This is a genomic window from Acidovorax sp. FG60 (assembly GCF_057808995.1).
Window position 1 is genome coordinate 55567 of record NZ_JBMDJC010000014.1, and the last position, 12394, is coordinate 67960.

Consider the following 12394-nt stretch of genomic DNA (forward strand, 5'->3'; position numbering starts at 1 on the left):
TGGGGTGGTGTGCATGCACAGCTCATGCCTGCATCACTGCTGTGGCCTCGATTTCAATCAGCATGCCGTCGAGCGCCAGCCGGGGCACCGGGATCAGCGTGCAGGCCGGTGCCGCCCCATCGGGCCAAAGGCTGCGCACCGCCTGGCTGAACAGCGCCAGCCGCTGCTCGGTGTGGTCCACCACCAGCACGGTGAGCTTGGCCACGTCATGCACGCTGGCCCCCGCGCCTGCCAATGCGATACGCAGGTTGGTGAACGCCTGGCGCAGCTGCTCCCCAAAGTCGGCAGACAGCTGGCCCGCAGCGTTCTCGCCACCTTGGCCCGCCACAAAGACAGTGCGTGCCGGGGCGGGCGCCACCACCACATGGGTGTAGCCATTGGCACGCGGGTCGTACAGGCCCGGCGGGTTGATGAAGCGCAGCGTGGAAGTTGCCGTGGCGGGGTGCTGGGTTGTTGCGGTATCAAGGCGCATGGTGCAGAAATCCTGAGAGGGGATGTGAAGGTGAAGACCACGGCGGAATTGCCAGAAAGCCTGGGCGACCGCAGTCGCAGCGGCATCGGCGGCGGTTGCAAGGGCTTCGTGGGTTAGTATCAAACATCAAGTTAAATTGAGGTCAATCGCCGTGAAGAAAGCCCTTGCAGAAGCTGTTGTGAAACCAGGCAAGCTCCGCATTCCCGTCGCCCGCGTGGTAGCGGACGCGCAGGCTGACCCGTCCGAGCTGTGCGAAAAATCCGAGCTGTCGGTGGGCGAGGTCGCCAGCCGCAGCGGGCTGGCCGTGTCGGCCCTGCATTTTTATGAATCGCGCGGGCTGATCGCCAGTGTGCGCAATGCGGGGAACCAGCGGCGCTACCCGCGCTCCGTGCTGCGCCGCGTGGCGGTGATCAAGGTGGCACAGCGCATGGGCGTGCCGCTGGCCGCCATCGCCGAGGCCTTGCAGGCGCTGCCCGCCGGGCGCACGCCCACGGTGGCCGACTGGCGCCGCCTGTCCGCCCGCTGGCGCGATGACCTGGACGAGCGCATCCGCACGCTGACGGCGCTGCGTGACCAGCTGGATGGCTGCATTGGCTGCGGTTGTTTGTCGCTCAAGGTCTGCCCGCTGCGCAATGCGCAGGATGCGCTCGCAGAGGAGGGGCCTGGGCCGCATTTTTGAGGGATGGCGGGCGATCTTCGGCGCCCGGGGTGCGAATGGCACGCATGGGCTCGTGCAGGTCTTAGACTGCATTGCGAATAGCATGGTTCGCATCGGGCACAACCCCATGCAGAGGCGTGTGCAGACTTCTTTACGCAGCACGCTTTGGTACGTCAAAGACAAGGCAGGTGGTCGTCGCATGGGCATACAGCTTGCCGTGCTCGTCCTCGACGCGGGCCTCGGCCGTAGCGAGTCGATCACCGCCGTGAATAAGTCTGCCAGTGGCCCGCAGCGGGCCGGTTTTGTGGGACGCAGGCCGCACGATCTTGATGCTGAGTTCGGCCGTCGTGTAAGACCGGCCCGCAGGCAGCGTCGTTTGAATCGCACAGCCCAGCGCGGAGTCCAGCAGCGATGCAAACCAGCCGCCATGCACGCTGCCGAGCGGGTTGTAGTGCCCAAGCAGTGGGATGCCCTGAAACACGGCGCGGCCGTTGCCGACCTCCAGCAATGCGAGGTTCATGGTGTCGTTCATGGGAGGGTAGGGCAATGCGCCGGACATCATGGCTTCGAGAATTTCCTGTCCATTCATCCCTTCAATCTGCTCCGCCCGCGCGAGGCCAGGCCCGCCACCGCCGTCGCGCATGCGTTGAGCCGCTTCCGACTGCTGATGGGCCCAGACCAATGCCTTTTGATCGTCGTTCATGCTTGTCTCCCGTTGGGTAATTCGGTTGTCCATCTGCGGCCGCCCTTGCGGGGGTGGAACCTGCGGTGGTTGTATGGGGTATCGGCATGAGCCGTCACGCGAGCCCGAATGACTTGCGCAAGCCCTTCCCGACAGGGCCTGCAGGCATGAAGCGGCGCAGTTTGGCCAGCATCGACGCCTCACCTTTGGGTGTGTGGCGCATTTTCCAAGTCCCCAGCGCGGCACGGACGATGGTGTCGGCCACGCCCTGGGGCGGGGGCGCCTTCTGCACGTTGCTCTGGATCGCTTGCGACACGACGTCCAGCTCCTTGCTGTAGTCAGCAATCCGGGCCACCGTTTGGGGCGCGTTCAGATCCAGGTTGGTCTTGGTGAAGGAGGGCTCGACCAGCGAGACGCGGATACCGAATTGGCGCACTTCGTGGTCCAGCGTTTCAGCCAGCCCTTCAACGGCATGTTTGGACGCTGAATAGAGAGCCATGTAGGGCGCGGGCAAAAATCCGAGCACCGAACTCACATTGACGATGCGGCCATAGCGCTGCCCGCGCATGTGCGGCAACACTGCCTTGATCACGCGCAAGACGCCGAAGAGGTTCGTGTCAAACAGCTTCTGAGCCTCCTCCACAGATGTTTCTTCCGCAGCGCCCAGCAGAGTCACCCCCGCGCTGTTGACCAGCACATCGATGCGTTGGGCTTGCGCGATGATGGTCTGGATGCCGCTTTCAACGGACATTTCGTCGCGGATGTCCATCTCAACGAGCGTCACGTTGGGAATGGCGTGCGCTTTGGCGGTGTTGCGCACGGTGCCGAAAACCCGGCAGCCCTGTTCGGCAAACTTCATGGCGGCAGCACGACCGATGCCCGAGGACACGCCGGTAACAACGACAACTTTGGATTTCGACATGGCAGTTCCTTTGATAGTGAGATTCGCAAGGGGAATCAGATGGATGCGGGGGCTGAGCGAATGGGCCGGATGCCGAACCAGATCGAATACATCGCGGGCAGGAACACGAGCGTCAGTACCGTGCCGGCCAGCGTGCCGCCGATCAAGGTGTAGGCCAACGTTCCCCAGAACACGGAGTGCGTCAGCGGGATGAACGCCAGGATCGCGGCCAGGGCGGTGAGGATCACCGGGCGGGCACGTTGCACGGTGGCTTCCACCACGGCGCGGAAGGGATCCAGTCCGGCGTCTTCGTTTTCGCGGATCTGCCCGATCAGGATGAGCGTGTTGCGCATCAGAATGCCGGACAACGCGATCAGGCCTACCAGCGCATTGATGCCAAAGGGCTGTTGGAACAACAGCAGTGTCGGCACCACGCCGATCAGGCCCAGCGGGCTGGTCAGGAAGACCATCACCATCCCTGAGATGGAGCGAACCTGCAGGATGATGATGAGCAGGGTGGCTGCCAGCATGATCGGGAAGATTGGCAGCATGGCGACCGTCGCCTTGCCGGCTTCCTCGATAGAGCCTGCTTCCACGATGCGGTAGCCGCTAGGCAGCTTGTCCATGAGGGGCTTCAGTTGCTGGGTGATGGCCGTGGATACGTCCGGAGGCTGCAAACCTTCGGCAATGTCGCCACGCACCGTGATCGTCGGCGTGCGGTCACGCCGACGCAGGATGGGATCTTCCATGCGCACATCGACCTTGCCCACCTGCGACAGCGGGATGCGCTGCCCGCTCGATCCCACCAGCGACAGGCCCGAAATCTTCGCGGGGTCGAGACGGACATCACCGGCGGCCCGGCCCATTACTTGCACCGAGCGGATATCCTCGCGCACCTCCGTCAACGGGGCTCCGCTCAGCAGGAACTGCAGCTGCAGCGCCACCGAGCTGGAGCTGAGTCCCACGGCGCTCAGGCGGTCCTGGTCGAGTGTGAAATGCAAGGTCGGAACACGCGGGCCCCAGTCCGTGTTGACGGTGCGCATCATCGGACTGGTCTGCAGGACCGCCTCGACCTCGGCGGAAATCTCGCGCAGTTTGTCCAGATCGGGCCCCATGACGCGGTATGCCACGGGGAAGGGCGAAGGCGGGCCAAACACGATTTGCGTGACACGCACCCGTGCCTCGGGCGCCAGGCCATCTGCCACCGCATGGCGCAGTCTGAATTTGAGCTCTTCCCGTTCCTTGTCATTGCCGGTGAGCACCACGATCTTGGCGAACGACGGGTCCGGCAGCTCGGGCGACATGGCCAGGAAAAAGCGCGGGGCACCCTGGCCGATGTAGGCGGTCACGACCTTGGCCTCCTCCTGCTTGGCTAGCCAAGCCTCCACCTTGGCCGTCGCAGCGCCGGTTTGTTCGATGGACGTGCCATAGGGCATCTGCACCTCGACCAGCACTTCCGGCCGGTCGGACGCGGGGAAGAACTGCTTCTTGACCAGCGCCATCCCCAGCACCGACACCACAAACAGGATGACGACGGAGGCTGCAACAATCCATTTGCGCGCAATGACGCGGCCAAGCAGCTGACGGAACTGGTTGTAGCGCGGTGTGTCGTAAATGGCGTCGTGTCCGCCTTCGACCTTTTTGAGGTCAGGCAACAGCTTGACGCCCAGGTAAGGCGTAAAAACCACCGCCACCACCCACGACGCAATCAATGCAATGCCTACGATCCAGAACATGTTGCTGGTGTATTCACCCGCCGTGGAGCGTGCGAAACCATTCGGCATGAAGCCAATGGCTGTGACCAGGGTGCCCGAAAGCATGGGGGCTGCCGTATGGCTCCAGGCGTAGGCCGAGGCCGCCACACGGCTGTAGCCTTCTTCCATCTTCACCACCATCATTTCAATGGCAATGATGGCGTCGTCCACCAGCAGGCCCAGGGCCAGGATGAGTGAGCCCAGCGTGATCCGGTCAAAGTTCTTGCCAGAGGCGGCCATGATCACGAACACCGCCGCCAGCGTCAACGGCACGGCGGCTGCCACGACGATGCCCACACGCCAGCCCATGCTGACAAAGCAGACCACCATTACGACGAGCAGGGCGACAAAAAACTTGACCATGAACTCGTCCACTGCCGAGCTGATGTTGACGGCCTGGTCGGTCACCTTGGTCAGCGTCATGCCCATGGGGAGTTCTGCATTGATCTTGGTGACCTCGGCCTCCAGCGCTTTGCCCAGATCGAGCCCGTTCCAGTCGTCGCGCATCACGACGCCCAGCAACAGGGCTGGCTCGCCGCCGTTGCGCACCAGGAAGGTTGCGGGGTCTTCATAGCCGCGCTCGATAGTCGCCACATCCGACAGCTTCAGCGTCCGCCCCTGCGCGATGATCGGGGTCTGCCGGATCTTCTCCAGCGTGTCGAACGCGCCATCCACACGCAGGAAAACCTGTGGTCCCTTGGTTTCGATGGAGCCTGCGGGCGTCAGCACGTTCTGGCTGTTGAGCGCGGCAAAAATGTCCTGCGGCGCCACGCCCAGCGTGGCCAGGCGATCATGGGAGAACGAGACGTAGATCCGCTCGGGTTGTTCCCCAATGATGTTGACTTTCTTGACTCCCGCCACATGCAGCAGTTGCTGGCGCAACACTTCCGCGTCGCGGACCAACTGTCTTTGGGGTTCACCCTTGGCCTTGAGGGCGAAGAGCGCAAAGGTCACATCTGCATATTCGTCGTTGACCATAGGGCCGATGACGCCAGCAGGCAGTTTCCTCGCCTCGTCGCTGATCTTCTTGCGTGCCTGGTAGAACTCCTCCTGCACTTGCGACGGCGGTGCGCTGTCCAGCAGCGACACCATGGTGAAAGCCAGGCCGGGGCGGGTGAAGGTTTCTGTGCGGTCGTACCAGCGCAATTCCTGCATGCGCTTTTCCAGGGGTTCTGCAACCTGATCCTGCATCTCCTGGGCCGTGGCGCCAGGCCACGCCGTAACGATCGTCATCTGCTTGATGGTGAAAGGCGGGTCTTCAGCGCGCCCGAGTTTGGCAAACGCGAGAATGCCTGCTGCAGAGATCAGGAAGATCAGGAACAGGGTGATGGCGCGCTCGCGCACTGCGAGCGCCGACAGGTTCAAACGGCCTTCGCTCACGGACGTGCTCCTTCCTTCGGAGCAGCTGCCGCAAGATCTGCCAGCCGGACCTGCTCGCCTTCGCGCAACAGGTGCGCACCCAGTGCGACGATTCGCTCCCCGGGCTTGATGTGGCCCGTCACGTAGGCGCCTGCATCGTCCAGGCGCTGGACGGCCACCGGCTGCCAGGCAACCTTGGCCGGTTCCCCGCGAAGCACCCAAACTCCTGGGCCCTTGCCCGCATCGAACAAGGCGCCGATGGGCACTTGCAGGCCCGCCGCCGCAGAGGACTTTTCGTCCGGAATGCGAACCACCACCGTGGTGCCCAGGGGCGCGTTGGCCAAATCCCCTTCGAGCACATAGCGGGCCTCGAAGGTGCGCGTCACCCGGTCTGCCGAGCTGGAAAGCTGTCGCAGCTTTGCCGAGACGGCGGCCTCCTCCTTGCCAAACAAGGTGGCTTGTGCCTGCGACCCTATGGCGGGGCGCAAAGTCTCCGGCAGCTGCACGAGCGCTTCGCGGCGGCCTGCATGGGCCAGGCGGACTACCGGTTGCCCGGCGCTCACCACCTGTCCGGGTTCGGCCAGCGTTTCCACGACGACGCCGTCGCCGTCTGCCACCAGTTCGGCATAACGGCTTGCATTGCGGGATACATCCGCCTGGGCTTCGGCCGCACTGAGCTGCGCCTGGGCTGCGTCTGCAGCCGCCTTCACCTGGTCATAGGCCGCAGCGGAGATAGCGCCTGTGCCGCGCAGGTCGCGGTACCGTGCTTCATCGTCCGCCGTCTGGCGAGCACGGGCACGCGCAGCGGCCACAGCCTCTTGCTGCGCATGGGCGGCAAGTTTCAGATCGACCGCATCGATGCGCATGAGCAGCTGCCCGCGTTTGACGGTCTGCCCCGCATCCACCAGCCGTTCCAGCACCTTGCCCGAGACGCGAAAGCCCAGGTCGCTCTGCACCCGGGCCGCTACGGTACCCGTGAACGCCCTGGAGGCAGCTGCGGCCTCTTGAACAATGGCTGCGCGCACCAGCGGCGCTTCGGTGCGTGGATCGGAAGAAGCCTTTTCGCCGCAGGCGACCAGCGCCAACGGCAAGGTAGAAATGAGAAACAGAGTGGCGAGGCGAGGCCGAAGCATGAAAGTCCCTTGTGCAGATGGATCGGGACTTTCATTGTTATTCTTGTGACCAAATTAGTCAATAGTCACAAATAAACTTTCGCTCATGGGGACAGGCTGCGCAGGACCAGGCTGGACAACTGGGTGGGCGCCTCGTTGGCGTAGTCCAGGCTGTGCTGCAGGATCAGCGGATTGAGGTAGGGGCGCATCACCAGGTGGATGGCTGCAGTGGTTTCATCCAGCGGCGTCTTGCGCTCGAAGTCGCCGGTCTGCCGGCCTTCCTGCAAAACATCCCGCAACAGCGCCTGCAGGCGCTCCTCGTACACGATGGTGGACTGCCAGCGTTCGGTTGCCGCAGAGGTGGCGATCTCGTAGAGCTTTCTGTCCTGGAAAAAGAGACGCAGGCTCGACTCCACAATGGCTTTGAACATGCGCCGCAGCTTCTCGGGTGGCCGATCGGCCTGGGCCACCGCCGCTCGGACCTCGCTCTCGATATCGCTCAGGCAGTTGGCGCAAATCATCTCGCCGATGGCCTGCTTGGATTCGAAGAACTTGTAGATATAGGCTTTGGAAAAACCGATCTCCTTGGCCAGGTCGGACACGGTGGTTTTTTCGTAGCCGTAGCGGCTGAAGTGCTCGGTGGCGGCGGTCACGATCTGGTTTCGCACCTCGTGGTCCGCAGGGCCCCGGCCTGCGGCGGTGGGATGGCTTGTTTTGGTCATGGGCAAAGCTTACGCCAGTCCTGGTGACTAGACAACGAGTGACCATTTGGTATTATGGTCACAATTCAATTGAACCATGACCGAAAAAACCATGCTGCCCAAACGCACACTCGCCGCCCTTCTTGTGGCCAGCCTCTCCGCTGGCTGCGCCGTGGGGCCGGACTATGTCCGGCCCGAGATTTCCCTGCCTGGGCACTACCAGGATCAGCACGGCAGCAATCAACAGCCAGAGAAGGCCGCCGCCGAACTGGCCTCCTGGTGGTCTGCGTTTGGCGATCCTCAACTCACGCGATTCGTGTCGCTCGCGCTGGCGCAAAACCTCGATCTGGCGCAAGCCGCTGCACGGGTCGCCCAGGCGCGTGCGGGGCTGGGCGCGGCCGACGCCGCACTGTTGCCGTCCGCAGCCGTGTCGGGCCAGGCTGCGCGGGCCTATCAGTCCACGCAAACACCCTTGGGACAGGTCTTGAGTTCGACGCCGGGTTTTGACCGGTATGGCAGCGCTTACGAGGCAAACCTGGGCGCAAGCTGGGAGCTGGATGTGTTTGGCGGCCTGCGCCGGGGGCGGGAGGCGGCCACCGCCGAATACCAGTCTTCGGAGGCTGGTGCTGTTGCCACCCGATTGGCCGTGGCGGCACAGACCGCAGATATCTACATCACGATTCGCGGCCTGCAGGCCCGCCGAGACGTGGCCCGCCAGCAGGTGCAGACGCAACACGACCTGCTGTCCAACGTCAGGCTGCTGCACAGTAAGGGTCTTGCGGCAGAGCTCCAGGTGAGCCAGGCGGAGGGGGCGCTCTCGCAGGCGCAAGCAGCGATCCCGGTGCTGGACGCTTCCTTGGACACGGTAATGAACGCCATGGATGTCATCCTGGGAACTCCCCCGGGCACCCACCGCGCAGAACTGATCGCGCCGGGCGGCATTCCGGCAACTCCCCAAGGAATTGCGACGGGCTCGCCCAGCGAGCTGCTCAGGCGCAGGCCGGACCTCATCGCTGCGGAGCGCCGCTTGGCTGCATCCAATGCGCGCATTGGCGCCGCCATCTCCGAGTACTACCCCAAACTCTCTCTCAGCGGCCTGGTGGGGAGTGCAACGTCTGTGTCCAGCGGCAGTCTGTTCTCGGGCGGCGCCAGCCAGGCCACAGGCGTGCTCGGGCTGCGCTGGCGTCTTTTCGACTTCGCGCGCATCAATGCGCAGATAGAGCAGGCCAAGGGCCACGAGGCAGAGATGCTGGCCGCCTACCGATTGGCGGCGCTGCGGGCCACGGAAGATGTGGAAAACTCGCTCTCCGCGTTTTCCAGGCGCCAGGAGCAGGTTTTGGTGTTGAAGGCCGGTGTCGATTCGCTGGGTCGCGCTCGCGCAGCGTCGTTCTCGGCCTACCAAAAAGGCCTTGTCAGCTTGATCGAAGTCTTGCACGCCGATGAGACCTTGCTCCGGGCTGCCGATGCGCGTGTACAGGCGCAGACGGAATCTGCCCGCGCGGCAGTGGCCATCTTCAAAGCACTGGGGGGAGGGTGGGAGTCCGGTGCATCTCCGACCTAGTCCACGTTCAATGGCCACGCCCAAAGCAGCGTTAACTTCCGACGAGTACGGTCACATCGCCTACCACCGCAACGGCCCGGTTTCATCGCTCCAGAAGATCCACCGCCGCACCTCCGCATACGGCGATGTGCCGATGGAATACGGGGCCATCCCCGTCTCCACGCGCTCCAGGTGCACCAGGTAGCCGCCGTAGCTGGCGGCCCACAGGGTGCTGCCGTCGGGCGACATGTCCATGGCACTGATGGTGCTGCCGATGTGGTGGCGCCACAGCGGGCGCCCGTCGTCGCTGATGGCGTGCAGGTAGCCATTGGCATCGCCCAGCACCACCATGCCCGGCAGGGTGGCAGATGCATACACGCGCCACTGGGTGTTGATGGCCGGGGCTTCGTGCGTTTCTTCTTCTCCACTGTCTGCCGCGAGGTCTGGCAACGCTGCACTCACTGGCGCGGCCAGCGTGCAGCCCCCGTAGAAGTGGCAGGAGTTGGCAAGCAGCTGCGTGCCGTCGTGTGAAAAGGTGGTGTGGTGCGGGTAGGACGACAGGGGCTCGTAGCGGCGCACCACCTGGCCTCGGGCGTTCAGCAGGATGTGCACGCTGTCCTGGTCGCCCACAGCGATGTAGCGCTCGTCCGGTGACAGGGCCATGTGCAGCATGTCGAGCGCCAGCATCGTGACCTCGGCGCCGTTCACCGATTCGTCCTGCTGGTTCTTGGGCCAGGTGTAGGGGCCGTCTTCGTCAAAGGTTTGCGGGTGGATGCGCTGCACGGGGCTGCTGGCTCCCGCGGCACCCTCGGCGTGCAACAGATAGACGCCCGTGGGGTTGCGCAGCAGCACACGCTGGCCGTCGTTGAAGGGGATCAGCTCGTCGCAGCGCTGGCCCAGGGGGCCGGGCGATACCACCACCTGAGCTGGCAGTGCTTCGTTGCCCTGGGGCAGGGCAAAGCGGGCGATGACGGGGCCGTCAAAACCATCGTGCGTGGTGACATGCTCGCCGTCGCTTTGCGCAAAGCAGCGCCGGTTGGGCGAGCGGCCGAGGCCGCGCAGTGCGGGCAAGGGGATGTGCTGCAGGACCTGCAGGGCCACCCAGTGCGCCATGTTGTCGTATGGGGCGCCGATGCGCGCCAGCACGCGGCCGTCGTCCAGCGCGAACACCGGGCCGATGAAGCGGCCCGCATCGGCGGCGTGCCGCACGAAGGCGTCGGGGGCAAATGCAAAGCGCTGGCGAAAGCGGTCGGCCAGGTCTTCGTCGGCGTGGGTGTTGACCACGCGGGCCAGCTGCAGCACGGTGGCTGCGGCCGCCTTGCGCGGGTCGGAGGGCAGGTCGCTGTCTTCGTTTTCTTCTTGTTCTTCTTCGGTATCGCCGTTGCCTTCCTGCACTTCGGCCGAATCCAGTGCGAGCTGGTGCGCGCGGATGGCGGCCACATAGCTTTGCCCATCGGCCTGCCATTGGTCGGACAGCGTCATCAGCTCGACAGGGAAGACCGCTGCATCGGGCAGGTCGGGCGCCAGCGGGGGCGTGGCCAGCAGGTGCACGGCGGCTTCGATGCGCCGCGCCTCGGCCTGACGGGCCTGCTCCTGTTCGTGCTGATCGCGTACGCGCAATTGGACCGCGCCGTAAAAACGCAGCAGCCGCGTTATGTGGTCGGCGGCGCTGCGGGGCAGGGTGGCGCGGGCATCGCTCTGGCGCTGCGCATAGGTGAACTCCACCACGGCTGGCCCGTCCAGCGCGGCTTCCACGTTGATCTGGTAGGCGCTGTGGGCGTTGTCGTCTTCGTCGCCGGGGGCTTCGTCGCCGTTTTCCCAGCTGAGCTTGAGGGCGCGGCCCCAAGGCTCGCCTTCGTGCATGCAGGGCTGGCGTGCACCCACCCACACGTCGCCTTCCCACCAGCCGTTCTTGTCGCTGTCCCACCAGTCGTTGAAGCGCTCGGTGAACACAGGCAGGGAGGTAAATTCTTCGATGCGCTCTGCGGTCAGCTCGGTCACCAGGCGCTGGTACAGCGGGTAGCGGGCGCGGTGCTGGCCCACGGCCTTGCGCAGGTAGTCCAACACGCCGCGCCAGGCCAGCGTGCAGGCCTGCCAGGCTTCGGGGGCGGTGTCGGGTGCCAGGGGCAGCCATTCGCCGGGCTCGCCGTCGCTATAGCCGCGGTACACCAGCGTGAGCTGCGCGGTGGTGGGCACCTTGCGGCCCCGCACGGCGGCGGCCAGGCGCGCCAGCAGCCCCTGGCGTTCGGGCACCTGCGCCACCGAGAGGTAGAAGTCCCAGGTCTTCCAGACGGTGATGAACACGTTGTCGTCGCGCTGGTCGCCATCGGCGTCCACATGCCGCTGGCACAGCGAAAAATCAGTCTGCTGAAACCACCCGGTGGCCGTGTGCTCCTTGGGGCCGATCACGGGCGTGTGCACGGTGGCCAGGATGTTGCGCACGCTGATGGCCTCATCGGCGAACAGGTCGGCCTCCAGGGGCATCAGCGCGTGGATCTCGGCGCTGGTGCGCGTGGCGTTCTCGCCCGCGCGCACGGCGGCCACCACGCGGGCGCGGTCCAGCACGTAGCTGACGCCGCTTTCGCCATCGTCGATGCCGTCATGGAACTCAGGCAGGAACACGATGCCTACGATTTCGCTGGAGAACTCCGCCAGGTGCGGCACGCCGCGCACCTCGTCCATGAGGAACTCCACCTGTTCGGGCCCGGTGATGTCTACGGGGTATTCATCCGTGAACAGTGCCACCCGCGCCGTGAGCCCGCCACGCACAATGAGCCCGCCGTGGTTGTAGTCGCCCCACAGCAGGTCGGCCACTTGCAGCGCGCCCTGCACATAAAGCAGCTGGCCGCCCACCACGGCGTTGTGCATGCGCGCGTCGCCCAGCACGATCAGGTGCGTGGCGCCGTCGGTGTCGTCGCAGGTGAGTGCGCCGTCGATCTGCAGATGCCCTTCGATCAGGATCAGAAAGGGCTGGCCCGTGGGGGCTGTGTTTGCGCTGCCGTTCTGCAGCAGCGCCCGCAGCGGGCTGCCGCTGGCCAGAGGCGCATCCAGGTGCAGCTCGGGCACCTGCACATCGCCGGTGATGCAGAGCACGGTTTCGGTGGCCAGCGCATCCGGGTCCTCTGCAAGGCGCTGGGCGATCCAGCTGTCGGCGGGCAGTCGGGCGGCCACATCGGCCAGCGGGCAAAGTCGGGCAGTGGGCATGGTGCGGGAAA

At 64.8% G+C, this 12394-nt stretch carries 9 protein-coding genes; 2 read left to right on the plus strand and 7 right to left on the minus strand.

The features are described from left to right. Nucleotides 1–22 precede the first annotated feature (22 nt). On the minus strand, nucleotides 23–472 hold the full coding sequence (locus ACODS0_RS19445) for a RidA family protein (RefSeq protein WP_121507048.1): 450 nt from the start codon (nucleotides 470–472) through the stop codon (nucleotides 23–25). A 214-nt stretch (nucleotides 473–686) separates the two neighbouring features. Between ACODS0_RS19445 and soxR the strand changes: the two genes are divergently transcribed. After that, nucleotides 687–1151 (plus strand): redox-sensitive transcriptional activator SoxR, encoded by a 465-nt coding sequence (gene soxR / locus ACODS0_RS19450; protein WP_304505251.1) that lies wholly within the window; start codon nucleotides 687–689, stop codon nucleotides 1149–1151. 130 nt (nucleotides 1152–1281) lie between these two features. On the opposite strand, the gene ACODS0_RS19455 is transcribed toward soxR, so the two are convergent. The 5 genes from ACODS0_RS19455 to ACODS0_RS19475 all read right to left on the minus strand — a co-directional run bounded on the left by ACODS0_RS19455 (nucleotide 1282) and on the right by ACODS0_RS19475 (nucleotide 7660). Beyond that, nucleotides 1282–1833, minus strand: coding sequence for a PaaI family thioesterase (locus tag ACODS0_RS19455; protein WP_488836572.1), 552 nt, complete (start codon nucleotides 1831–1833; stop codon nucleotides 1282–1284). Between the two features lie 94 nt (nucleotides 1834–1927). Then, entirely contained in the window at nucleotides 1928–2734 is an 807-nt protein-coding gene (locus ACODS0_RS19460; protein ID WP_488836574.1) for an oxidoreductase, read from the minus strand. 35 nt (nucleotides 2735–2769) lie between these two features. After that, nucleotides 2770–5847: an efflux RND transporter permease subunit gene (locus ACODS0_RS19465; RefSeq protein WP_488836576.1), complete on the minus strand. Its 3078-nt coding sequence runs from the start codon at nucleotides 5845–5847 to the stop codon at nucleotides 2770–2772. Continuing rightward, nucleotides 5844–6959, minus strand: coding sequence for an efflux RND transporter periplasmic adaptor subunit (locus ACODS0_RS19470; RefSeq protein WP_488836578.1), 1116 nt, complete (start codon nucleotides 6957–6959; stop codon nucleotides 5844–5846). Before ACODS0_RS19470 ends, ACODS0_RS19465 begins: the two co-directional genes overlap by 4 nt. A gap of 83 nt (nucleotides 6960–7042) precedes the next feature. Continuing rightward, entirely contained in the window at nucleotides 7043–7660 is a 618-nt protein-coding gene (locus ACODS0_RS19475) for a TetR/AcrR family transcriptional regulator (protein WP_121419489.1), read from the minus strand. Between the two features lie 91 nt (nucleotides 7661–7751). On the opposite strand from ACODS0_RS19475, the gene ACODS0_RS19480 reads away from it, so the two are divergent. Further along, a complete protein-coding gene (locus ACODS0_RS19480; protein WP_488836681.1) occupies nucleotides 7752–9200 on the plus strand; it encodes an efflux transporter outer membrane subunit in 1449 nt (482 codons plus the stop codon). 60 nt (nucleotides 9201–9260) lie between these two features. Here the strand turns inward: ACODS0_RS19480 and ACODS0_RS19485 are convergent, their stop codons facing one another. Beyond that, nucleotides 9261–12383 carry a WD40 repeat domain-containing protein gene (locus ACODS0_RS19485; RefSeq protein WP_488836580.1) on the minus strand — a complete coding sequence of 1041 codons (3123 nt, stop codon included), beginning with the start codon at nucleotides 12381–12383 and terminating at the stop codon, nucleotides 9261–9263. Nucleotides 12384–12394: the final 11 nt, after the last annotated feature.

Bases quoted from the DNA above. Each gene is read 5' to 3' on its own strand.
- ACODS0_RS19445 (WP_121507048.1), bottom strand. From the start codon at position 472: ATGCGCCTTGATACCGCAACAACCCAGCACCCCGCCACGGCAACTTCC.
- ACODS0_RS19455 (WP_488836572.1), bottom strand. From the start codon at position 1,833: ATGAACGACGATCAAAAGGCATTGGTCTGGGCCCATCAGCAGTCGGAA.
- ACODS0_RS19460 (WP_488836574.1), bottom strand. From the start codon at position 2,734: ATGTCGAAATCCAAAGTTGTCGTTGTTACCGGCGTGTCCTCGGGCATC.
- ACODS0_RS19470 (WP_488836578.1), bottom strand. From the start codon at position 6,959: ATGCTTCGGCCTCGCCTCGCCACTCTGTTTCTCATTTCTACCTTGCCG.
- ACODS0_RS19475 (WP_121419489.1), bottom strand. From the start codon at position 7,660: ATGACCAAAACAAGCCATCCCACCGCCGCAGGCCGGGGCCCTGCGGAC.
- ACODS0_RS19480 (WP_488836681.1), top strand. From the start codon at position 7,752: ATGCTGCCCAAACGCACACTCGCCGCCCTTCTTGTGGCCAGCCTCTCC.
- ACODS0_RS19485 (WP_488836580.1), bottom strand. From the start codon at position 12,383: ATGCCCACTGCCCGACTTTGCCCGCTGGCCGATGTGGCCGCCCGACTG.